Genomic DNA, 20,991 nt, shown 5'->3' on the forward strand with positions numbered 1-20,991 from the left:
GAGGGGACAGCAAGTCACAAATTCTGTAGTGATCGGCCATCGGCACGGCAGACCGAACCTGTTGTTTGGTCACGTCCTGGAGGTCAGCCACACGCCCGCCAGCGTCACGGCGAGGCCGGCGAACATGGCCGGGGTCAGGGGCTCGGCGAACAGCGCCCAAGCCCAGAGCATCGTGACCGGCGGGCTGAGGTAGATGGCTGCGCTCACCTTGGCTACGGGGAAGAGCCGTAGGCTGGTGTAGTAGACCGAGTAGGTGGCGAAGGTCGCGATCAGCACCAGCCACGCCATGCCGAGGGCGAAGTCCCGTGTCAGGGGCGGAGCCAAGCCGTCGCCCGCCACCAGCGCGCAAAGGCCGAACAGCGCCGCGCCGGTGAGCGTCTGGATGCAGAGGCCCTGGTGGACCGGGATGTGCAACTCGCTCCGTCCCTTGTGCAGGACCGAAGCGAAAGCGAAGATCAGCATCGAACCCACCGTCAACCCATAGGCCCAAAGCGGCGCCACCCCGACGGTCAGGCTATCGAAGGACACGATCAGCACGCCGGCCACCGCGACCGCCGTGCCCAGCCACTGCCGCCCGCTCAGCCGTTCGCCCAGAACCGGCTGCGACAGCGCCGCGATGGCCAGCGGCAGGAGGTCCGAGATCAGCGCCACGAGCCCCGTAGGCACGCGCTGCTCGATCGCCAGCGCGAAGCCGCCCAGGTAGAGGAACACCGCCATCACCCCGAAGGCTATCTGCGACAGCACCACGCGCAGGCTTAGGCGCGGCCCGAAGGCCAGCGCGAAGGGCAAGAGGATGACCCCCGACAGCAGCGTGCGCCAGAACAGGAGCAGGAAGACGCTCGCCTCCTCGTTGGCGAAGCGGATGCCCACGAAGCCCGAGCTCCAGCCGATCACCAGCATCGTGGCCATGGCGGGCCAGAGGAGGCGGTGCCGGTTCGGCGCGGTCGGGGACAGGGCGAGGTCGGGCATTGGGGGGCTCGGAACGCAGGAAGCTGCCGGTCCGGCATAGCGAGGCCCACAGAGTAGCGCACATGACAATTTTCGATTAAGCCATGAAGATAGTCTGATTTATGTCATGCCTTCTTGCGCGACGTCGCAGGGCCTCTAATGCTATCTGGCACACACACACGAGCGCCGTTATGACCTCCGCCTCGCGCCGATCGGTGACGTCCTGGCCCACTTTGACAAAGCCCGCGACCGTGCCATCCAGGGCAAGCAGCGGCCGCGCTGTTCCCTCGATGAAGACGCGGGTTCCGTCGCGGCGCTGGTGCCAGCGCACATCGGACGCGTGGCCTGTCTCGCGCGCCCGCTGCCGCTCCTGCCGGGGCGCGCCAGCCGCGCGGTCCTCAAGCGTGAAGGTGATATCGATGAGCTGGCCCACGACTTCCTCGGCCGACCAGCCCAGCACCTTCTCCGCTCCTTGGGACCAGGTCTCGATGCGTCCCTCCACGTCGGTGGTGAGGCTGGCGTAGTCCGTCGCGGTCTCCACGATGGCGCGAAGGCGCTCCTCGCTGCCGCGCAGCGCCTGCTCCGCCCGGGCGCGCTCGACCTCCGCCCAGGCCCGCCCGGCGAGCGCTTCGGCGAAGGCGACCTCCTCGGGCCTCCACCGGCGCGGCGCAGCGCGCTGGCTCGTGGAAAGCACCGCGTGCAAGGTCCCCTCGGTGAACACTGGCACCGCGATGCCGGCCGCCATGCCGCGCGCGGATAGGGCCGCCCTCGTGGCCTCCGGGACGCGCGGGTCCGTCGCGGCGTCCTCATAGGCCACCGAGCGGCCGTCGAGGTGCTCGGCCGCGAAGGGGTCGGCGGGGTTGATGGGCCATGGCGGAGGCTCCTCCACCCTGCGGCCGTCCTCGATCACGCGCTCGGTGACGTACGCCTGCGCGACCCGGTCCACGACCGCCCAAAGCGTGCGCTCCGTGCCCAGGCGCTCGGCCAGCAGGCGGCAGGCGGCCTCCTCGATAGAGGCAGGGTCGGAGAGGCCCCGCACGGCGTCCGAGAAGCGCACGAGGAAGGCGTTGCGCTCGTCGCGCTCCCTCAGCGCCGCCTCCGCCCGGGCCCGTTCCACTGCTGCCCAGGTGCGCTCGGCCGTCTCCCGGGCCAGGGCGACGGCAATGTCCGACCAGGGCCGGATCACCGTGTCGCCCAGGAGCAGCGTGGCCACGAGCTGGCGGCCCTTGACCAGGGGCACCCCGAGCATCGACCGGAAGCCCAGGTCGGCGTAGCGCCCGCGAACGCGCGGGCTCAGGAGCTCGAAGCGGGCGTAGTCCGGGGCGTTCAGGGTCTCGCCCGTCCGGAGCAGGTCCAGGAACTCGGGGACGTCCGAGACGTCGTGCTCGCCCGCGAGCGAAGGCAGGCCCTCGCGCGCGGCGTCCCGCAGCACGCGTGCCACCGTGCCCGCCTCGTTCCACTCGACATAGTAGCACCAGCCCGCATCGAGCTGCTCGCGCAGCAGCGTCGTCGCGGCGGCCTGGACCTTGGCCGGGTCGGCGAGCGGGCGCAGCGCATCCGAAAGCCTCAGGAGGAACGCCTGCCGCTCCTCCTGTTCGCGTAGCGCGTCCTCGGCCGCCTTGCGGGCAGTGATGCTCTGCAGGGTACCGAACACCCGGGCCGGCCGGCGGTCGTGTTCTGGTCCGGCGAAGGTGACCTGCCCGTGGCTCAGCACCCAGGGCTCGCCGAGGGGGCCCGTGCGGCTCAGCCGGTGCTCGAAGGCAAACCGGCCGTCTGACGTGCCATCCATCGCGCGGGCGAGGTCGGGGTCGATGCGCGGGCGGTCGTCCGGGTGGACGACGTGCTCCAAGATCTGCGCGCCGAGGAGGGGCTTCCCCTCGCCGATCCCGACCATCTCCTTGAACCGCTCGTTGGCGGTCAAGTGGTCGCTGACCAGGTCCCACTCGTAGATGGCTAGGTCTGTGGCCTCCATGGCGAGATGGAGGCGCACCTCATTCTGTCGCAGCGCTGCCTCCGCCCGCGCCCGCTCCACGGCCGCCCAGGTGCGCTCGGCCGTATCCTCGGTCATCGATACCTCGGCCGGCGTCCAGTCGCGGGGCCCGGGCGCATGGACCGTCAGGCCCGCGGCGAGGCGGCCCCCCTTCACCAGCGGCACGCCGACGTAGGCCCCGACCTGAATGTCCGCAAAGCTTTGCGCCTCCGCCGCGCGGTGCTGACGAGCGACGTCGGGGACGACAATGGGCTGGCCCGCGAGATGTCGCTCAAGCAGTTCGCGGCCGAACGACCCCACGGGGTGGCGTCCCGCAAGGGACGGCACGTCCTGCCTGTAATCGGCCGCGATGGACGTAGCTCTCGCCGTCCACCTCGTAGTAGGCGACCCGGCTCGCTCCCAGCTGCTCCCCCAGCACGCGGGCGGCCTCGGCCTGGATCGCGACCGCATCGCCAAGCGGCCTGAGCGCGTCCGCGAGGCGCAGGAGGAACGCTTGGCGCGCCTCGCTCTCGCGCAGCGCGGCCTCGGCCGGGAGCCGCGCGCCCACCTCGAAGCCGGTCATGTGCACGGCCAGGACCCTGCCGTCCTCCCCCTGCACCGGCGTGAGGTAGACCTCGAACACCTCGCCGCCCTCGCGGCTCACGTCGAGTGGCTGGGCGGGCACGCGCACCGCCTCGCCTGCGAAAGCGCGGTCGTAGAGATGCGCCACCGTGGCGTACGCTTCAGGCCAGGTCTCGGGGAGAGGGCGGCCGAGCGCACCGGGGTGGCGGTCGCCGTAGAGCCGCGCGGCGGCGTTGTTGTAGAGGAGCACGCGCTCCGGCCCCACCGCGATGGAGGACACCAGTGGGCTCGCCAGCATCAGGCTCACCACAGCCTTCAGCTCCTCGGGCCAGGCTTCTGGAGGCCCTAGGGGCGAGGCGGCCCAGTCGTGGGCCCACAACCGCCCCGCCATCTCGCCGGAGCCGGGGGGCCAGGTCTCGCGTTGCGTCCTCGCGTCCATCGTGCCAGTCCTCGCCTTCACGATTGCAGAGCGACAATGCGCAAAAGGCGCCGTTGGCTCCATTAGGGCAGCCGATCGGGCCATGAAGGCGAGCCCTGCCTGCCTGTTCTCCTTGGCTGCCTCGCGACATCGACCCGACATCGATCTCCGGCCCCCATCTGAAGGCGATCTGCGATCGTCTGAACGACACACCTCGCAAGGGCCTGGGCTGGCGAACGCCGGCCGAGGTGTTCCGCGAAAAGGTCTTGGACCGGCGCGCCTGACCCCCGATGATAGCACCAGTTCGAACGTCGCACGTCACGTGGCGCTCACCCACGCCTGCCTGCGAGCACAGCCTGTCACACAGGATGAGCAGTCCTGTACGGCCTTGGATAAACTCGTCAGCAGATTGCTGGGGCGGACGCTGCGTTTGTCACGTTTCCCTGACTGCGTTGCGCCTGCCCTAGTGCTACATGGTAGTGTGGCCCGGAGCTGCGCACCCTGACCCCATGTTGTTTACCAAGGCATTCACATCCCAGGCGCTGGCCGCCAAACTGGAAAGCCTGGTGGACCTATCCACGGAGGAGCGCTCTTCGCTGGGTGCTCTTCCGATCAGGCAAGTCGATGTGCCGGCAGGGGAGCTGATCTGTCGTGCGGGTGACCAGCTGTCCAGCTGCTTCATTGTGCTGGAGGGGTTTGTCAGCCTCTCGAAGGAGACTGCGGCGGGTACCCGGCAGATCACGGCCTTCGCCCTCCCCGGGGACATGCCGGACCTACTAGGGCTCCATCTTAAAGTGGCCAACCACGACCTTGCCGCAATCACACCCTGTCGTCTGGCCTCCGTGGAGCACTCCGATCTTCGCAGTCTGTGTCGAACCTTTCCTGCGATCGCCGAAGCGCTCTGGACCTCCACTCTGGTGGCGGGCTCCGTATTCGAGGAGTGGGTCGTGAATGTCGGCTCCCGCAAGGCGACTAGTCGGCTGGCTCACCTCTTTTGCGAGATGATGACGCGTCTGGAGGCCTTGGGTCTGGCCCGGAATGACGTGTGCGACCTGCCCCTGACCCAGGTCCATCTTGCCGAGGCGACCGGCCTTTCCAGGATCCACGTCAACCGGTCGCTTCAGGAGCTAAGAAAGCAGGAGCTGATCACCTATACGAATGGACGGCTGACCATTCACGACCGCACGGGCCTGGCCCAAATGGGGCAGTTCGATCCTGACTACCTGCATGTCCCCCGGCCCGGGTGGCGCACGTAAGCCTCGGGCCAACCTCGTCGTATTAGTACCTTTGTCGTAGTCGTATCGCTTGACCGATCCTGCCTGCTTCACATGTCCTCTAGAAGAACAAGTGGCGAGGCGAGCCATGGCGCCCACCCGACTGATCTACGCCTCGACCCGCACAGACCAGAGCGCGGCCGCCCTGGATGCCATCTTTGACGTGTCGCGTGCCTACAACCTCCGGGACGACATCACCGGAGCCCTGATCGTCAGTGACAAGCATTATGTGCAGCTGCTCGAAGGCAACCGTTCTCTCATCAGCCAATGCATGATGCGCATTGCGCACGACAGCCGGCACACCGAGATCGAGCTCATCGCCGTCAACCTGGTCCCGCACCGCTTGTTTGCTCGGTGGAGCCTGCACCGGATCGAAACGCCCACCCTCGAAGCAAGGACGCTGGAGCCCTTCCTCATCGACGGAGCCTTCCAGCCCAAGCTCATGCCACAGCTTGCCATCGAAGACCTCTGCCGGGTCCTCTCCAGCGAGGCGGACTAGTTCGCCTCGTTAGGATGGGACCACTGGATCGGTTGGACCTTATGGTCGAGTAGGGAACTGGCTGGCTACTCACGACCAGCATTCCACAACTTGCGACTGTTCCGGGGAGGCCATGCCTAGGCCTGCGACAACTGTTCGCACGAAACCTCCGCGAATGCATTGCCTTAGTCCTTAAGTGTAACATTTGATACGTTATGCCCCTGAGGCACATTAGCCGTCGCTGGGTTCGCCTGAACGGCCAAAGCGCAGAACTGGGTGTCCGCTTGCGTGGACACCTTCTATCAGCAGCAAGGCCAGAACACGCCAAAGCTCACCTGAAGCACAGCCCAGATGCCGGACACCATGGGCCAATGAAGGGATCTGCGGAATGAACGATGAAAGCTGGGGCGCAACAGCCTCGCCGAATGCACCTGCGACCCACCCCAGCCCTTCTCTGGCCAGCGCACTACCCCGCACCCAGGACGAGCCAAGTCAGCTAGCCGAAGCATCAAATGCGAGCCCAAGTGGCCTGCGACCGATAGCACCGTCCCATCCGACCCTACTCACCTTCCACCCGCAAGACAGCCGGACCATCGGAGGCGATGTGCGACAAGGGGCGCCTCGTTCCCAAGAGCGATGGACGGACGCGGTCTCGGCACTTCAGGCGGGCCAACGGCTTGTGCAAACGGACCTGACGGACCTGCTCTGTGCTCCGCCGACGAATGACGACTCAGTCTGGCGCCTCCGCGAATGCGCTCATGGCTACGCCGAAGCGGCCGATCTGCTGCTCCTGGCCATGGTAGAATGCGGCGCTCCCATAACTTGGATTGCAGCAACCGAAGAGCTCTTTGACTTCTTTCGGCAGGCTGAAGAAGAGATCCAGGACCGACTGATAGGCCCCGCTCGGCGAGTGCTGTGAACCTGACAGGGATCACGGGATCCTAGCGGACCGGCAGCAAGAGCGAGCGGAGGTCTCGGCGGAGATCAGGAACCCTAAAATGTTAGGACAGCAAGAACCAAAGAGCCACTCCTGCAGTTAAGTAACAAATGTTAACCTTGTGGTCGGATCGATTTGCTCATCCGCTTTGTCCGGAGAGGTTTGATCGGCCACAACTGATGCTGAGGTGGCTGCCATGCCCCGAGACGATATGCGCCACACCTACGTGCCCTATGGATCGAGTGAAACGACCAGCTCCATCGACGAGTGCATCCGCCCCTGCCTACGGCACGCCTATCCCTTGCTCCACGACCCTGTGGATGACCGCAGGTTCCAACAGGTGCTCGAGGCCTTGGCTCAGAGACTCCGTCCGGCAGCCATTCGTGCCGAGGAGCGCCCGTCAGTGTCATGATCGTTCATTGGAGCCCCTCGCCGCCCGGCAATCGCTTACTTAGGTCGGCATACTTGTCATACTTTAGGTTATGCGCATTTTGCTTGCCCGCTGCTCGCTTCACGTGAGGTTGGCAATGGTGCGCAGACAACAATGATGAAGTCGGTATGCGACGGGCCCTTGTTCCTCCTTTGAGGACGCTTCAGTGTCGAAGGTCATGACGTATTGGGCTCATTCCGGTTCTGCAGCCGACCGGTCTGACTGGCAGCCCCTTCCCCATCATCTTCATGGCGTAGCTGTCCTTGCTGCCGACGCTGGGCGTCGCCTTGGGATCGAACGAGCGGCGCGCCTTGCAGCGCTCCTCCATGATCTGGGGAAGTACAATCCTGCCTTCCAGAAGCGGATCGCAGGCGGCAAGGAGCGCGTCGACCACTCGACCGCGGGCGGCGCGATCCTGAAGGAGCTAGCACAAGGCCGGGACCGTCTTGTGGCTGACCTTCTCGCGTATATCATCCTGGGGCACCACGCCGGGCTGCCAGACGGTATGGGGGCAGGAGAGAGCGGGACGGTGGCCGCGCGGCTTGCCGCTTTTGATGCGTCTTGCCTCGATCCAACTTGGAGGGACGAGATTGCATTCGACCTTGCCGGCGTCGCCGACGAGGTCAGTTGCAAGGTGCGCTGGCAGATCGACAAGTATGGTGCCCTCGACCCCATCGGCCGCTTCGACCTGTCGCTCATAGTTCGCATGATCTTCTCGTGCCTCGTTGATGCCGACCGGCGCGACACCGAGGATCACTATGTCTGCATCGGTCAAGAGCCCGCGCCCGACCGCGACTGGCCAAACCTCCAGGCGATCTTGCCCGATCTCATCGCCCGCTTCGACACTCATATGGCCACAAAGGCGCAGGAGGGTACGCTGAATGGCCTGCGGGGAGATATCCTCGCGCACGCCCGCGCCAAGGCCGCGCTGCCTCCCGGACTTTTCACCCTCACCGTGCCTACTGGCGGTGGCAAGACGCTCGCCTCGCTTGGTTTCGCGCTCGACCATGCCCGCGCGCAGGACTTGAGGAGGATTGTCTACGCCATCCCTTACACCTCGATCATCGACCAGACCGCGTCGATCTTCCGCGAGGTTCTAGGGGACAGTGTCGTTCTGGAGCACCACTCCGCCATCGAGGAGGCTGAGGGTCATGCCCGCGAGGGCCGCGACAAGCTCAAGCTCGCCATGGAGGATTGGGCTGCGCCTGTGGTGGTGACCACCAACGTCCAGCTCTTCGAGAGCCTCTTCGCCGCCCGCCCCTCCCGCGCGCGAAAACTCCATAACCTCGCGGGGAGCATAATCGTGCTGGACGAGGCCCAGACGATCCCACGCCCCCTGTTGGAACCATGTGTGCGTGCGATCGATGCGCTAGCCAACCATTGGGGCTGCACCGTGCTCCTCTGCACGGCGACCCAGCCAGCCTTCCAAAAAGGTTGTCTTGCGCTTCCCCTGACGGTAGAGCGCGAGCTCGCTCCAGATCCGGTCGCCCTCGCCTCACGCCTGCGCCGGACGCGGATCGAGCGAGCTGGCCCGATGGACGATGAGGTCCTTGTTGCGGCGCTCGCGGTCGAGCGGCAGGCCTTGGTGATTGTCAATTCGCGTCACCACGCGCTGGACCTCTACCGCCTGGCCAAGGCCAAGGCCAAGGGCCTCGACGGCCTCGTCCATCTCACCACCCGCCAGTGCGCCGCTCACCGTCGTGCGGTGCTGTCTGAGGTGCGCCGCCGTCTCGCCGGGGGCGAGCCCTGCTGCGTGGTAGCGACGAGCCTCGTGGAAGCAGGGGTAGACCTCGACTTCCCTCGCGTTTGGCGTGCCGAGGCGGGACTCGACTCCATCATCCAAGCTGCAGGGCGCTGCAACCGCGAGGGCCGGCGTCCAGCCGACAAGAGCATCGTTACTGTGTTCTCGACTCCTGGCCGCAAGCCTCCCGCCGAGGTAGCGGGTCTTGTCGCCGACATGGCGCGGATGATGGATCGGCACGACGACCTTCAATCGCTGGCAGCCATCGAGGACTATTTTGCCGAGGTTTACTGGCGCCTAGGCGAAGGACTCGACGGCAAGAGAGTCATCCCGCATCTGTCGGTGTCTAACACCGGAACCGACTTCGCCTTTCGCTCCATAGCCGAGAACTTCCGCATGGTTGAGAGTGAGATGCTACCTGTGGTGGTGCCCTACGACGAGGTGGCGCGGGTGGCGGTCCGGCAACTGGGCGTTGAGTCTATCACGTCGGGACGGCTCCACCGCGTTCTCCAGACCTACCTCGTGCAGGTTTCGCCGAAGGACCGGGACGCGCTGATCCGAGGCGGGCATGTGGCCTTCGAGCGCCCAGACCTCAGGGGCGACCAGTTCGCCGTTCTGCGGGAAGGAAGCGGGCTCTACCGCCAAGATGTCGGGCTCCTGTGGGAAGAGGCCGGCCTGCTGCCGAGTGGCGGCATTCTCTGAAACCACTTGACGGGTCCGTGAACAGCCGTCCATGTTCCCCTTGTGTTCAGGCCTTAGCGCTTGAACTGAGGATGGAGGTTCTGGTTGTCCTTCGGCATTCGCCTCCGCGTCTCTGGCCCCTATGCCCTCTTCACAAGACCAGAGCTAAAGGTTGAGCGTGTCACCTACGATGTTATCACTCCCTCGGCCGCCCGTGGCATTCTCGAGGCGATCCACTGGAAGCCTGCCATTCGGTGGGTGATCGACCGCGTCCACGTCCTTTCGCCCATCCGCTTCCAGAACGTTCGCCGTAATGAGGTCGGCCACAAAGCTTCTGTGGCGAACGTCAAGAGAGCCATGACTCGCGCCGACCTCAACGGCCTCCGCCTCGTTGTAGACGAAGACCGTCAGCAGCGCGCCTCGACCGTGCTCGTGGCTCCCGACTACCTGATCGAGGCTCACTTTGAGATGACTGCGCAGGCTGGTGAGCAGGACAAGCCCGCTAAGCACCACGAGATGTTCATGCGTCGCGCCGAGCGCGGCCAGTGCTTCCACCAGCCCTGTCTTGGCACCCGCGAGTTCGCAGCCGAGTTCACCCTTCTACCCGCGGGCGCGCCTGTGCCTCAACCACCCGAGGCCGCGCGCACGGCCGAACTGGGCTTTGGTGAGCCGCGCGACCTCGGCCTTATGCTTTGGGACATCGATCACGCGGCGCCGGGAAAGCCCTCGCTCTTCTTCCGCAGCCGGCTCAAAGACGGCATCATGGAAGTCCCGCAGCCTGGCTCGGCCGAGGTGCTGCGATGAGCGTGCTGGCTTCCCTGGTGCGCGCCTACGACCGTCTGCCCGATGCGCCACCCTTTGGCTTCTCGCCCGAGAAGGTTGGCGCGGTGGTGACCCTGCGCCCTGATGGCTCGGTCGTCGCGGTAACCGACTGGCGGACCGAGGGCAAGAAGCGCCAGCCCAGGCCGATGTTGGTGCCACGGCCCGTCAAGCGCACGGTTGCCATTGCCCCGAACTTCCTTTGGGACAAGACCGCCTACGCATTGGGCCTGACTGCTGGGGCGGGCAAGCGCACAGCTGAAGAGCATGCGGCCTTCAAGGCCCGCCATGCCGAGTGGCTGACCGGCACGGAGGACGAGGGGCTCCGCGCCTTTCTGATCTTTCTCGACGGCTGGACGCCCGATCCCAGCGCCCTGCTTGGCTGGAGCGACGAACTCCTCGACCTCAACGTCGCCTTCGCACTAGGACAGGAGTTCCTGCACGACCGTCCTGCCGCGCGTGAGGCTTGGCGGATCGCCCAAGGAGAGGGGGTCAAAGACGCTCAGGCCTGCTTGGCAAGCGGCGAGGTGGGCCCCGTTGCACGCCTTCATCCCGCAATCAGGGGTGTCTGGGGAGCGCAGTCCTCGGGGGCGAGCCTTGTTTCCTTCAACCTCGATTCCTTTACGTCCTACGGCCACGAGCAGGGCGACAATGCGCCTATCTCCGAGGCCTCAGCCTTCGCCTACGCCGCGGCACTGAACCATTATCTCAGGACGGGCAGCCAGAACCGCGTCCAGATTGGCGACGCCTCGGTGGCTTTCTGGGCCGATGCAGAGGATCGGGCGGCGGGTCAGGAAGCAGAGTCGATCTTTGCGGGCTTTCTGGCTGAGCCCATCAAAGCAGGCGCCGCCGAGGACGCGGCCCAAGCCAAGCTCGTCGCCGACAAGCTCACCCGGATCCGCCGCGGCGAGCCGCTGGCTGAGGTCGAGCCAAAGCTAGCGGAAGGCGTGCGCTTTCACGTTCTAGGCCTCGCCCCCAACGCCGCACGGCTGTCGGTGCGCTTTGCCTGGGAGTCGAGCTTCGGCGCGCTTACCGCACATTATCAGCGCTTCCAGGCCGACATGGCCATCGAGCCGCCTGCCCGGACTCCTCACCCGCCGCTGTGGCAGTTCCTTCGCGAGCTCGCGGTTCAAGGAAAATCCGAGAACGTGCCGCCGAAGCTTGCGGGCGAGTGGCTGCGGGCGATCCTGGCGGGCACCCGCTACCCCGCGACGCTGCTCACGGCCGTTCTGATGCGAACACGCGCTGACCAAGAGATGAACGCGCTTCGCGCGGCGATAATCCGGGCCGTGCTGGTCCGCAACTTCGAGAAGGAGGTGCCCGTGTCCCTCGATGAGGACAACCCCAGTCCCGCCTACCAGCTCGGCCGTCTCTTTGCGGTGCTGGAGGGGGCCCAGTATGCCGCCTTGGGGCGGGTCAATGCTCCTATTGGCGACCGCTATTATGCGGCCGCCTCCTCTACGCCTGCCCGGGTCTTCGCGCCGCTCCTACGCGGCCTCAAGGTTCACGTGGCCGACGCCCGCAAGCGGGGCCGAGGCGGCTGGATCGAGCCGCGCGTGGCCGAAATCATGGACCGCTTGCCTCCGGACCTGCCACGGGCGCTGCGTCTTGAGGACCAGGGCCGCTTTGCTATCGGCTATTATCACGAGAAGGCAAGGCGGCCGGCCAAGGCCGAGGAGGAAACTGTCATCGAAGACGTCCAGGAAGGTACCCCTTAATGTCCGAGCCTCTCGCCCGCCGGATCGACCTCGTTCTCCTCTTCGACGTGACGAACGGCAACCCCAACGGGGACCCCGATGCGGGTAACATGCCCCGTATGGATCCCGAGACGGGCCACGGTCTCGTGACCGACGTCTGCCTCAAGCGGAAGGTCAGGAACTACGTCGAGCTCACACGCCAAGAAGCGGGCCATCACATCTACGTCTCAGAAGGCGCGGTCCTCAATGACAAGCACCGCCAAGCCTACGCAGCCGTACGCGAGGGCGACGCCTCTGTCGCCAAGGCCGCGAAACTCACGCCGAAGTCCGATGAGGAGGCCCGGCGCATTCGCGACTGGATGTGCGCGAACTTCTGGGACATCCGCGCCTTTGGCGGTGTGCTGTCCACCGGCATCAACGCGGGTCAGGTGCGCGGCCCCGTCCAGTTCGCTTTCGGCCGCTCGATCGAGCCAGTGCTGCCACTCGAGGTCTCCATCACCCGCATGGCCGCCACCAACGAGAAGGAGAAGTCGGACCGGGCTGAGGGCGAGGACGCCTCGGAAAAGCGCGGCGACAAGCGCACGATGGGTCGCAAGCACGTTGTTCCCTACGGGCTCTACCGCTCCCACGGCTTCGTCTCGGCCGGGCTCGCGAACAAGACCGGCTTCGCTGAGGCCGACTATGAGCTCCTGCTCGCCGCCCTTGCCGAAATGTTTGAACACGACCGCTCGGCCGCGCGCGGCGAGATGGGAACACGCGCGCTGATCGCCTTCGAGCACGACAACAGCCTTGGCCGCGCTCCTGCCCATTCGTTGTTCGATCGGGTCCGGGTAGGCCGCCAGGTGCGGGGCGAGTTCATGCCGCTGGGCGAGCGGACCGACAATCTTCCCCCCGCGCGGGCCTTCTCGGACTACGCAGTGGCGGTGGACATGGAAGGATTGCCCGAGGGTGTCTCGGTCCGGCAGGTGATCTGATGGAGGCCGTAGAGGAGGATCCAATCCCCCTCTCGGCACTCCAGCATGCTGTCTACTGCCTACGCCAGGCTGCGCTTATCCACCTCGAGCGGGCCTGGGCTGAGAACCGTTTTACCGCTGAGGGGGCGGTGCTGCACGAAGTTTCGGACAAGGGTGGCGCGCGTCGTGCTCGCGGCGTCCGGCGGGTCCACGCGCTGCCCTTGGCCTGTAAACGGCTCAACCTCGCGGGCAAGGCCGACCTTGTCGAGTTCCACCCGGGCTCGGATGGCGAGATCCCTTATCCCGTCGAATACAAACGTGGCCGACCCAAGCTCCATCGCGCCGACGAGGTGCAACTCTGTGCTCAAGGCCTATGCCTTGAGGAGATGACCGGGCGCCCGGTCCCCGAGGGTGCCATCTTTTATGCCGAAACCAAGCGGCGAACGGTCGTGCCCTTCGACGCTTCCCTTAGGGCCGAAACTGAGGACGCAGCTCGCGCAATGACCGAGGTGTTGGCATCGGGCATTACGCCCCCGCCCACCCCGCACCGAAGCCGTTGCCGCGCCTGCTCGCTCCTTGACCTTTGCCGCCCAGATGCTGTGGCACGACCGGTCCGAGCCTGGCGCGAGCGCATGATCGGGCGGGCGCTCGCGGAGAGGCCGTGAAGCGCCTCCTCAACACCCTTTACGTCACCACCGAAGGGGCCGCGCTCCGCAAAGACGGCGAGAACCTTGTGGCCGAAGTCGAGGGCGACGAACGCGCACGCGTGCCTCTCCACATGCTGGCCTCGGTCGTGCTTTATGGCCCCATCCTCGTCTCCCCTGCTCTAATGGGAGCTTGCGCCGGCGCAGGGATCACGATGGTCCTCCTTGACCGCGCGGGCCGGTTCCAAGCCCGCGTCGAGGGACCGGTCACCGGCAACGTGCTCCTGCGCCGCGCCCAGTACCGAGCGTCTGATGCCGCCGAGGACATCGTGCGCTCGATTGTGCTGGGCAAGATTGCCAACCAGCGCGCTGTCCTGATGCGCAGCTTGCGCGACCACGGCGAAAGCCAAGATCGCGCTGCCCGTGAGGCCGTCGAAGCCGCAGCCGAGCGCATGGCGCACGTTCTCCGCCGGGTTGAGCGTGCCGACGAGACGGTGGACGCGCTGCGCGGCTCCGAAGGGGAGGCTGCCAACCTTTACTTCGCCGTCTTCGGCCATCTAATCCGGTCGCCCGATCCGGGGCTTGCGTTCCGCGGTCGCTCGCGCCGCCCGCCGCTCGATCCAGTCAATGCGGTGCTGTCCTTCCTCTACACGCTCCTTGCCCATGACTGTCGCTCGGCCTGCGAGGGGGTCGGGCTCGACCCTGCCGTAGGCTTTCTGCACCGCGACCGCCCCGGCCGGCCAAGCCTTGCGCTCGATCTCATGGAAGAGCTGCGCGCGCCATTTGCTGACCGGCTTGCCCTTTCGCTCATCAATCGTCGGCAAATCAGAGAGCGGGATTTTCGGTTGCTCGACGGTGGAGCCGTGGTGCTTTCGGACGACGCGCGCAAGCTGGTGCTCACGGCTTGGCAGGAGCGCAAGCGCGAGGAACGCACCCACCCTTTCTTGGGAGAGAAGGCCCCCTTCGGCCTTGTGCCCTGGCTCCAAGCCCAGCTCTTGGCGCGCCATCTACGCAGCGACCTCGACGCCTACCCACCCTGGTTTTGGAGTTGAGGAATGCTGGTGCTTGTGACCTACGATGTGAGCGTCACCGACGCGGAAGGTCCGAAGCGGCTGCGCCGGGTGGCGAGGGCGTGCCAGGACTGGGGTCAACGCGTGCAGGCCTCGGTCTTTGAGGTAGAGGTTGACCCTGCGCAGTGGACCAAGCTTCGTGCTCGGCTCGAGTCCATCATCGACCCTGCGCGGGACTCCTTGCGCTTCTACCATCTTGGCTCCAACTGGCAGCGGCGGGTGGAGCACGTTGGCGCCAAGCCGGCCCAAGACTTGGGCGGGCCGCTGATCGTGTGACGGCCGAGGCGCCTGCGAACCCTAAGCGTGCTGCATCTTGGCGCAGGGTTCGCAAAGGGCTAAGTACCTGAAGTTGCGTCATCTTATACAATGACCTAGGCAGAACGCCTGCTACCCGGTCGCGGTCAGGTCGAGGTTCGCACGTCGAATGGCATTCTGCTTTCACGTTCCCAGAGTTAAAGAGGGGGCAGTCGCCCCCCTCGCGGGGGCGTGGATCGAAACCCACCCTCCCCTAAGCCTTTCTGCCATGCATGGCGGAGTCGCCCCCCTCGCGGGGGCGTGGATCGAAACCTTGCAGGCAGGCGTCGACCAGGTTGTTGGCCATGTCGCCCCCCTCGCGGGGGCGTGGATCGAAACAGCTAATGCGCGGCGTCCTGATCCTGGCCGCGCTCGTCGCCCCCCTCGCGGGGGCGTGGATCGAAACGCGCTCATAGGTCGGCCAGTCCACGGCAACGCGCAGTCGCCCCCCTCGCGGGGGCGTGGATCGAAACTCCTGCGGGACGCAATCCGGGACGAAAGGGAGGCGGTCGCCCCCCTCGCGGGGGCGTGGATCGAAACTTGAGCGTGAGCAGCTCGGCGTCGGCCTCGCGCGTGTCGCCCCCCTCGCGGGGGCGTGGATCGAAACACGTGCCAAACCTCACGCTGCACTCCCGAGGCGGGTCGCCCCCCTCGCGGGGGCGTGGATCGAAACATGTTCAGGCTGGTTGGTCGAGGTCGATGGCGTCGTCGCCCCCCTCGCGGGGGCGTGGATCGAAACCTGACCGACGACGACATCGTGGTCAACAGGCCGCAGTCGCCCCCCTCGCGGGGGCGTGGATCGAAACAGGCGCTGATGCACCAGTTCCCACGAGGTCTCCGGCGTCGCCCCCCTCGCGGGGGCGTGGATCGAAACCCGAATACATGGAGCGGCAACCGATGCTGCTCGCCGTCGCCCCCCTCGCGGGGGCGTGGATCGAAACACATGGGGCGGCGATTGGGATTTCTACGATCCCGGTCGCCCCCCTCGCGGGGGCGTGGATCGAAACTAGGCAGGGGGCCGCGACCGGGCGACAGCGAGCCCGTCGCCCCCCTCGCGGGGGCGTGGATCGAAACTCATCGAACGCCCATTGCCCCATCGTGCTCTTGGGTCGCCCCCCTCGCGGGGGCGTGGATCGAAACGACATCGACCGGCCCCTGCCCCATGGGGGGAGTCGCCCCCCTCGCGGGGGCGTGGATCGAAACACATTGTAGGACATGAGCCGGGCTGTGTCGCCGAGTCGCCCCCCTCGCGGGGGCGTGGATCGAAACATCGTGGACGGCCAAGTCATCTGCGACCTCAAGGCGTCGCCCCCCTCGCGGGGGCGTGGATCGAAACCAAGCTGATCATGTCGGCCGGGAGGGCTGCGGCCTGTCGCCCCCCTCGCGGGGGCGTGGATCGAAACCCAAACAGCAGCACGGACTCGAACTCAAGGAAGGGTCGCCCCCCTCGCGGGGGCGTGGATCGAAACCCATCGGGGGCGGCGGCTCCGGCTCCGCGCCCAGGTCGCCCCCCTCGCGGGGGCGTGGATCGAAACCGCGTGGAGCTAGACGCGGGGAGCCAGAGCCACGGTCGCCCCCCTCGCGGGGGCGTGGATCGAAACCGCAGGGCGAAGGCGAGGAGGGCGTCCCAGGCCGCGTCGCCCCCCTCGCGGGGGCGTGGATCGAAACGCGCCGATCGCCACCACCACCGCCGCCGAGCTGGGGTCGCCCCCCTCGCGGGGGCGTGGATCGAAACACGCACATCGCCAGGAAGCTCGGACGGCATCGCAGCGTCGCCCCCCTCGCGGGGGCGTGGATCGAAACTGTGGTGCAACAGGGCGATGGGTGGGGGGGGGGGTCGCCCCCCTCGCGGGGGCGTGGATCGAAACGACGCTCGACGCGCTCGACATGCCCGACGACAGCGTCGCCCCCCTCGCGGGGGCGTGGATCGAAACTCGCGAGCCCAGGGCGACACGAGCGACCAATGCTCGTCGCCCCCCTCGCGGGGGCGTGGATCGAAACTAGTGTGTGCGACTCCTGCCGGCACCTGCCGGCCCGTCGCCCCCCTCGCGGGGGCGTGGATCGAAACCCTAACTCCGACAGGAAAGCGCAGGCAATGGCGAGTCGCCCCCCTCGCGGGGGCGTGGATCGAAACCAGGAGTTTCGTGCGGTCGCTGGATCGGACCACGTCGCCCCCCTCGCGGGGGCGTGGATCGAAACCGTGGCGCCCTGGTCGAGGCGGGTTTTGATTGCGAGGTCGCCCCCCTCGCGGGGGCGTGGATCGAAACAACCTTGCCCATGGTTGTCCCCCTGAGCGAAAGGGTCGTCTCCCTCGCGGGGGCGTGGATCGAAACCGAATCTTTTATTTGCGGAGCCCGGCCGGATAAGGTCGCCCCCTCGCGGGGGCGTGGATCGAAATAAGACTGGTTACGACTGAGCAATGTGGGAGCCTCGGTCGCCCCTTGCGGGGGCGTGGATCGAAACAGCATCTTGGTCTTGACGGAGGTCTTGCGGACCAGTTGCCCCCCTCGCGAGGGCGTGGATCGAAACTCATCATGGGAGCGATGTCGAGAGAGGGCATCATGTTGCCTCCCTCGGGTGATTCGTTGCTGCAACAGGTGGCTAGCAACGCCCCGATACGGGCTTGATCGCAAGCCTAGGCTCGCCGAGTCTGCACTCATGCTCGACGCTCTCCAGCCCTGGCTTCCTCTGCTCGACGACGAGCCGCGCGCCGATCCGCCGGCCCGCAAGGCTCGGAGGCGGCCCGTTGCCATGCCGCAGGTAACAGCCCCTGCCCCTCAACACCGAGCGGCGCGTCAGGCCTTCTTGGGTGTCGCCGCTGCCTGGGGCCTTACGGCGGCAGAAGCCCTGCGGCTTTTGGGCGAGCCCGTGAGCCACGAGGCCGAACGCTTGGAGCGGCTGGATGGCATCCTGGGTGCGCATCGCTCGCTGCGCCTGATCTCGCCCGAGCCCGCGCTCTATGGCGCGCGTCTGCGGCAGCCCGAGCCGGCCTTCGACGGCGCCTCGCTGCTGGAGGTCATGCTGCGGGACGGTCTGCCAGGCATCGCGCAGGTCAGAACTCACCTCGTAGCGCGGATCACGCGCTAGTTCGGCTGTTCGGATCAGGCGGGGCTTCGGGTGGGGCCGCCCAGCCAGAGCATCACCCGAGCCGATGCAGCCTCTAGCCCGGCTCTACCGGATTAATTGAATCGCTACGCCAGCCTCCACCTTGCTCCAGGCTTGATCGGCCGTGAGAGCAGGAGCGCTAAGCTCCGCTGCAAGGGCGAGGCAAGCCCGGTCGCCCAAGGAGAGCCCGAGTGATCGCGTGGCTGGCCGCAGGTGCCCTGTGGCGTAGGCTTGTAGGGCCCTCAGTGGCCGGACGTCGAGGTTCAACCCGCCCAAAGCCTCCTCCACCTCTTCTGCGCTGAGGCCCCGCTCGCGCAGCTTGGTCACGACCTCAGCCAGGTTTACCGCCCCGATCACCGCCGAAGGCAGGGCTTCGGCAACGCGATCTGCTCCCGCTTCTCCGTTCAAGAGGCAGAGCAGCGCCGAGGAGTCCAGGACTACGGCCTTACTCACGCTCAGCCTCGCGCCGGCGGTCCGCAATCAGCTCGTCGGCCAGCGACACGCCCTCGGGCACATGCCGCCGCAGGATGGCTTGGGCGTGTGCGATGGCTTTGGACAGCGACCGGACCCGCAGCTCGCCGTCCGCGACATTGACCAGCACGGTATCCCCGGTCGCTATCCCGAGCTCCCGTCGCATACTCGCCGGGATGATCAGCTTGCCACCCTCGATGATCCTGACCCGTTGTGGCTGCATAGCCCACCCCCCTGCGTCGTACCTGAATGTCAAAGTCATACCCTTGTAGCTAAGTCGACAGCAACAAGCCTGAAGCTTGGATAGGATGAGCGAACGGCACTGAAGGTCAGCAGGTCAGATGTTGAGCAAGTCAGGACCAAGTAGGTCAAAGAGGATCTGCTCCCATCAGTCGAAGTCGCTACATTGGTACTAGATAAGCCGGGCTGGCCATTCACTCCTACTCAGAAAACGACCGTATATCGAACGAAGCTGGCGAGGGTACATTTGACATCGCCTTTGTGTTCGATAACCCGTTTCGGTTGCAGTGCTCGATAAAGCGGTACAGAGTCACCTTTCTGCACGGCTCGGATGGAGCAGAGCGGCTGGGTTGGAGGGATCAGGATGTCAAACGTGCTCATCGGCTACATGCGGGTGTCCAAGGCGGACGGCAGCCAGACGGTGGACCTCCAGCGCGACGCCCTCCTGGCCGTGGGCGTGGAGGTAGGGCGTCTCTACGAGGATCTGGCCTCAGGGCGTCATGACGCCCGCCCCGGCCTGGCCGCTTGCCTCAAGGCGCTCCAGCCCGGCAACACGCTCGTGGTCTGGAAGCTGGACCGGCTCGGGCGCGACCTCAAGCACCTGGTCACCACCGTGGACGACCTCCGGACCCGGGGCGTGGGCTTCCGGGTCCTCACCGGGGCTGGCGCGCAGATCGACACCACCACTGCCAACGGGCGGCTGTTCTTTGGCGTCTTCGCCGCCTTTGCCGAGTTCGAGCGCGAACTCATCGCCGAGCGCACGCGGGCGGGTCTGGCTGCCGCCCGGGCCCGGGGGCGCAAGGGCGGCCGGCCGCGCAAGATGGACCGGGCCACCCTGAAGGCCGCACAGGCGCTCCTCGCCAACACCGATGAGACCGCGCAGGCCATCGCCAAGCGCTTCGGCATCGGCACCGTGACGCTCTACACCTACCTGAACGGCGACGGCTCGCTGAAGGAGGCTGGAGCCAGGCTGATGGAAGCTGGGGAGAAAGGCCAGCAGTGAAGCAAGTCCGGCGGGTCCGATCCACCTTTGGAACGTGGAACCTAGGTCGAGATGAGGGCATGGGTGTTTCCGCGGATCAAACAGAGCCGGCAGGAAGCATGGGGTACTGACTTGGAACAGCAGCGGCACATCGTTGGCGCTGGTGACCGCCTCGTTGTGACCTACTTTGGCCAGACGGGGTCTCCGCGCTTCTTTTGTCTTGGTACATCCGCTCGTCTGCCAGGCGGAGAAGCTCGGAACTGGAGCGCACCTCATCCGGGAACACGGCAAAGCCGATGCTGGCAGAGATGTGAACGTCGGGATGGGGAGAGTTGATAGTGGCCACGGCCTTGCGAAGGCGCGCGGTCATCTCACAGCTGTCCTTTTCGGAGGACAGGTTGGGGATGAACAGGGCGAACTCATCGCCCCCAAGGCGGGCTAGAACGTCGGAGGCGCGGGCGACTACTCTGGTCTTGGTTGGGCCCATAGCTGGCCCTTGTGGGAGACGTATGCATGCCCGGCGGGACCGATCTGTTCGACCAGCTGTCTGGCTACTGCGCCGTCTTTGTGGGCACTGACACCGACACAGGCGCTCTCACGGTGGTGTGGGTGCTGCCGGATGGGCGCATGCTTACCATGAACCGCACTCACTGCTTGGCACCGGGTCGCACGGCGCCAGGAGAGGCGATCACCACCTTTGGCTTGACCCAGTTCCGCCGCTTCTCGCCCCGGACCGCCCAAGATGCTTGGCACTACGCACTCAGACTGGCGCGCCAGATCGAGAACCACGAGTCGTGGGACCGGTGAAATCTGTCGTGCTGATGGCCGTCTGGTAGGCGTTCGTTTTTTGTATGGTGAGGCTGTTTCCTTCAGTGACAAAGGACAGCATCCTGATGCCAGTGCCACGCTGATCAGAGCAGCCTAGTGCTTCATCAAGCAACCCAGGTCCAGGGTGTGCGTTGGTCTGACACGATCTGCCAGCCTGCGCCGATCCGTTTGTGATGCGCAGGTCTCCACGCCAGATACCGAGGGGGCGTCTGCGGCGGTGTTACGTGCTCCCGAGTGGCCGCCTTGGACATCCATCAAGGTACATGTGACACCGTCCGGGGGCGCGGCGGCCGCGAAGCCCCCACCAGACTGAGTTTCACACCTGAACACAGAAGGCCCGGGCACTCGCGACCCCTGGCACTGTCGTTTGGGAGGAGAGATTGGTCTCTGCTACGTCTCCCGTAATCCGTGTGAGCACGGACGGGCTGGC

Annotated in this window: 19 protein-coding genes, 1 pseudogene and 1 CRISPR repeat array; of the genes and pseudogenes, 14 read left to right on the forward strand and 6 right to left on the reverse strand. The window is 66.1% G+C overall.

Going from position 1 to position 20,991, the window contains the following annotated elements; translation table 11 throughout:
* Positions 1–69: 69 nt before the first annotated feature.
* The 3 genes from FHG66_RS10865 to FHG66_RS10875 all read right to left on the reverse strand — a co-directional run bounded on the left by FHG66_RS10865 (position 70) and on the right by FHG66_RS10875 (position 3,938).
* Positions 70–969 carry a DMT family transporter gene (locus tag FHG66_RS10865; RefSeq protein WP_139076774.1) on the reverse strand — a complete coding sequence of 300 codons (900 nt, stop codon included), beginning with the start codon at positions 967–969 and terminating at the stop codon, positions 70–72.
* Between the two features lie 76 nt (positions 970–1,045).
* Complete coding sequence (locus FHG66_RS10870; RefSeq protein ID WP_246082558.1) at positions 1,046–3,238, reverse strand: GAF domain-containing protein; 2,193 nt, start codon at positions 3,236–3,238, stop codon at positions 1,046–1,048.
* Positions 3,210–3,938, reverse strand: a complete 729-nt coding sequence (locus tag FHG66_RS10875) for a PAS domain-containing protein (protein ID WP_139076776.1) — start codon at positions 3,936–3,938, stop codon at positions 3,210–3,212. Before FHG66_RS10875 ends, FHG66_RS10870 begins: the two co-directional genes overlap by 29 nt.
* A 113-nt stretch (positions 3,939–4,051) precedes the next feature.
* Here FHG66_RS10875 and FHG66_RS22760 point away from each other — a divergent pair.
* The 12 genes and pseudogenes from FHG66_RS22760 to FHG66_RS10930 form a co-directional block, all read left to right on the forward strand.
* A pseudogene (locus FHG66_RS22760) lies at positions 4,052–4,201 on the forward strand (IS30 family transposase); the annotation flags it as partial.
* A gap of 282 nt (positions 4,202–4,483) precedes the next feature.
* Positions 4,484–5,173, forward strand: a complete 690-nt coding sequence (locus tag FHG66_RS10885) for a Crp/Fnr family transcriptional regulator (protein WP_176556203.1) — start codon at positions 4,484–4,486, stop codon at positions 5,171–5,173.
* Positions 5,174–5,279: 106 nt separating this feature from the next.
* Positions 5,280–5,690, forward strand: a complete 411-nt coding sequence (locus FHG66_RS10890; RefSeq protein WP_139076778.1) for a BLUF domain-containing protein — start codon at positions 5,280–5,282, stop codon at positions 5,688–5,690.
* Positions 5,691–6,802: 1,112 nt separating this feature from the next.
* On the forward strand, positions 6,803–7,018 hold the full coding sequence (locus tag FHG66_RS21550) for a hypothetical protein (protein WP_176556204.1): 216 nt from the start codon (positions 6,803–6,805) through the stop codon (positions 7,016–7,018).
* A 184-nt stretch (positions 7,019–7,202) separates the two neighbouring features.
* Positions 7,203–9,479: a CRISPR-associated helicase Cas3' gene (gene cas3, locus FHG66_RS10895; RefSeq protein ID WP_246082559.1), complete on the forward strand. Its 2,277-nt coding sequence runs from the start codon at positions 7,203–7,205 to the stop codon at positions 9,477–9,479.
* Positions 9,480–9,563: 84 nt separating this feature from the next.
* A complete protein-coding gene (gene cas5c, locus FHG66_RS10900) occupies positions 9,564–10,262 on the forward strand; it encodes a type I-C CRISPR-associated protein Cas5c (RefSeq protein WP_139076779.1) in 699 nt (232 codons plus the stop codon).
* Positions 10,259–11,995, forward strand: coding sequence for a type I-C CRISPR-associated protein Cas8c/Csd1 (gene cas8c, locus FHG66_RS10905; protein ID WP_139076780.1), 1,737 nt, complete (start codon positions 10,259–10,261; stop codon positions 11,993–11,995). The genes cas5c and cas8c overlap by 4 nt, the downstream gene beginning before the upstream one ends.
* Positions 11,995–12,948, forward strand: coding sequence for a type I-C CRISPR-associated protein Cas7/Csd2 (cas7c, locus tag FHG66_RS10910; RefSeq protein ID WP_139076781.1), 954 nt, complete (start codon positions 11,995–11,997; stop codon positions 12,946–12,948). The genes cas8c and cas7c overlap by 1 nt, the downstream gene beginning before the upstream one ends.
* Positions 12,948–13,592 (forward strand): CRISPR-associated protein Cas4, encoded by a 645-nt coding sequence (gene cas4, locus FHG66_RS10915; protein ID WP_139076782.1) that lies wholly within the window; start codon positions 12,948–12,950, stop codon positions 13,590–13,592. Before cas7c ends, cas4 begins: the two co-directional genes overlap by 1 nt.
* Positions 13,589–14,623 (forward strand): type I-C CRISPR-associated endonuclease Cas1c, encoded by a 1,035-nt coding sequence (gene cas1c / locus FHG66_RS10920; RefSeq protein ID WP_139076783.1) that lies wholly within the window; start codon positions 13,589–13,591, stop codon positions 14,621–14,623. Before cas4 ends, cas1c begins: the two co-directional genes overlap by 4 nt.
* Positions 14,624–14,626: 3 nt before the next feature.
* Entirely contained in the window at positions 14,627–14,917 is a 291-nt protein-coding gene (gene cas2 / locus FHG66_RS10925) for a CRISPR-associated endonuclease Cas2 (RefSeq protein ID WP_139076784.1), read from the forward strand.
* 190 nt (positions 14,918–15,107) lie between these two features.
* Positions 15,108–17,464: direct repeats of the CRISPR family, unit length 32 nt; unit sequence GTCGCCCCCCTCGCGGGGGCGTGGATCGAAAC.
* Between the two features lie 129 nt (positions 17,465–17,593).
* Positions 17,594–18,022: a hypothetical protein gene (locus tag FHG66_RS10930; protein WP_139076785.1), complete on the forward strand. Its 429-nt coding sequence runs from the start codon at positions 17,594–17,596 to the stop codon at positions 18,020–18,022.
* An 84-nt stretch (positions 18,023–18,106) separates the two neighbouring features.
* Here FHG66_RS10930 and FHG66_RS10935 read toward each other — a convergent pair whose 3' ends face one another.
* Entirely contained in the window at positions 18,107–18,493 is a 387-nt protein-coding gene (locus FHG66_RS10935) for a type II toxin-antitoxin system VapC family toxin (protein WP_139076786.1), read from the reverse strand.
* Positions 18,486–18,734 carry an AbrB/MazE/SpoVT family DNA-binding domain-containing protein gene (locus tag FHG66_RS10940; RefSeq protein WP_176556205.1) on the reverse strand — a complete coding sequence of 83 codons (249 nt, stop codon included), beginning with the start codon at positions 18,732–18,734 and terminating at the stop codon, positions 18,486–18,488. The genes FHG66_RS10935 and FHG66_RS10940 overlap by 8 nt, the downstream gene beginning before the upstream one ends.
* Positions 18,735–19,115: 381 nt before the next feature.
* Between FHG66_RS10940 and FHG66_RS10945 the strand changes: the two genes are divergently transcribed.
* Positions 19,116–19,754, forward strand: coding sequence for a recombinase family protein (locus FHG66_RS10945; protein ID WP_425471726.1), 639 nt, complete (start codon positions 19,116–19,118; stop codon positions 19,752–19,754).
* A gap of 76 nt (positions 19,755–19,830) precedes the next feature.
* On the opposite strand, the gene FHG66_RS22885 is transcribed toward FHG66_RS10945, so the two are convergent.
* Positions 19,831–20,220, reverse strand: a complete 390-nt coding sequence (locus tag FHG66_RS22885; RefSeq protein ID WP_139076787.1) for a GGDEF domain-containing protein — start codon at positions 20,218–20,220, stop codon at positions 19,831–19,833.
* A 26-nt stretch (positions 20,221–20,246) separates the two neighbouring features.
* Here FHG66_RS22885 and FHG66_RS10955 point away from each other — a divergent pair, with 26 nt between their 5' ends.
* A complete protein-coding gene (locus FHG66_RS10955) occupies positions 20,247–20,540 on the forward strand; it encodes a hypothetical protein (RefSeq protein WP_139076788.1) in 294 nt (97 codons plus the stop codon).
* Positions 20,541–20,991 lie beyond the last annotated feature (451 nt).

This window comes from Rubellimicrobium rubrum, from assembly GCF_006152115.1.
In the GTDB taxonomy this organism is placed as follows: Bacteria; Pseudomonadota; Alphaproteobacteria; order Rhodobacterales; family Rhodobacteraceae; genus Rubellimicrobium; species Rubellimicrobium rubrum.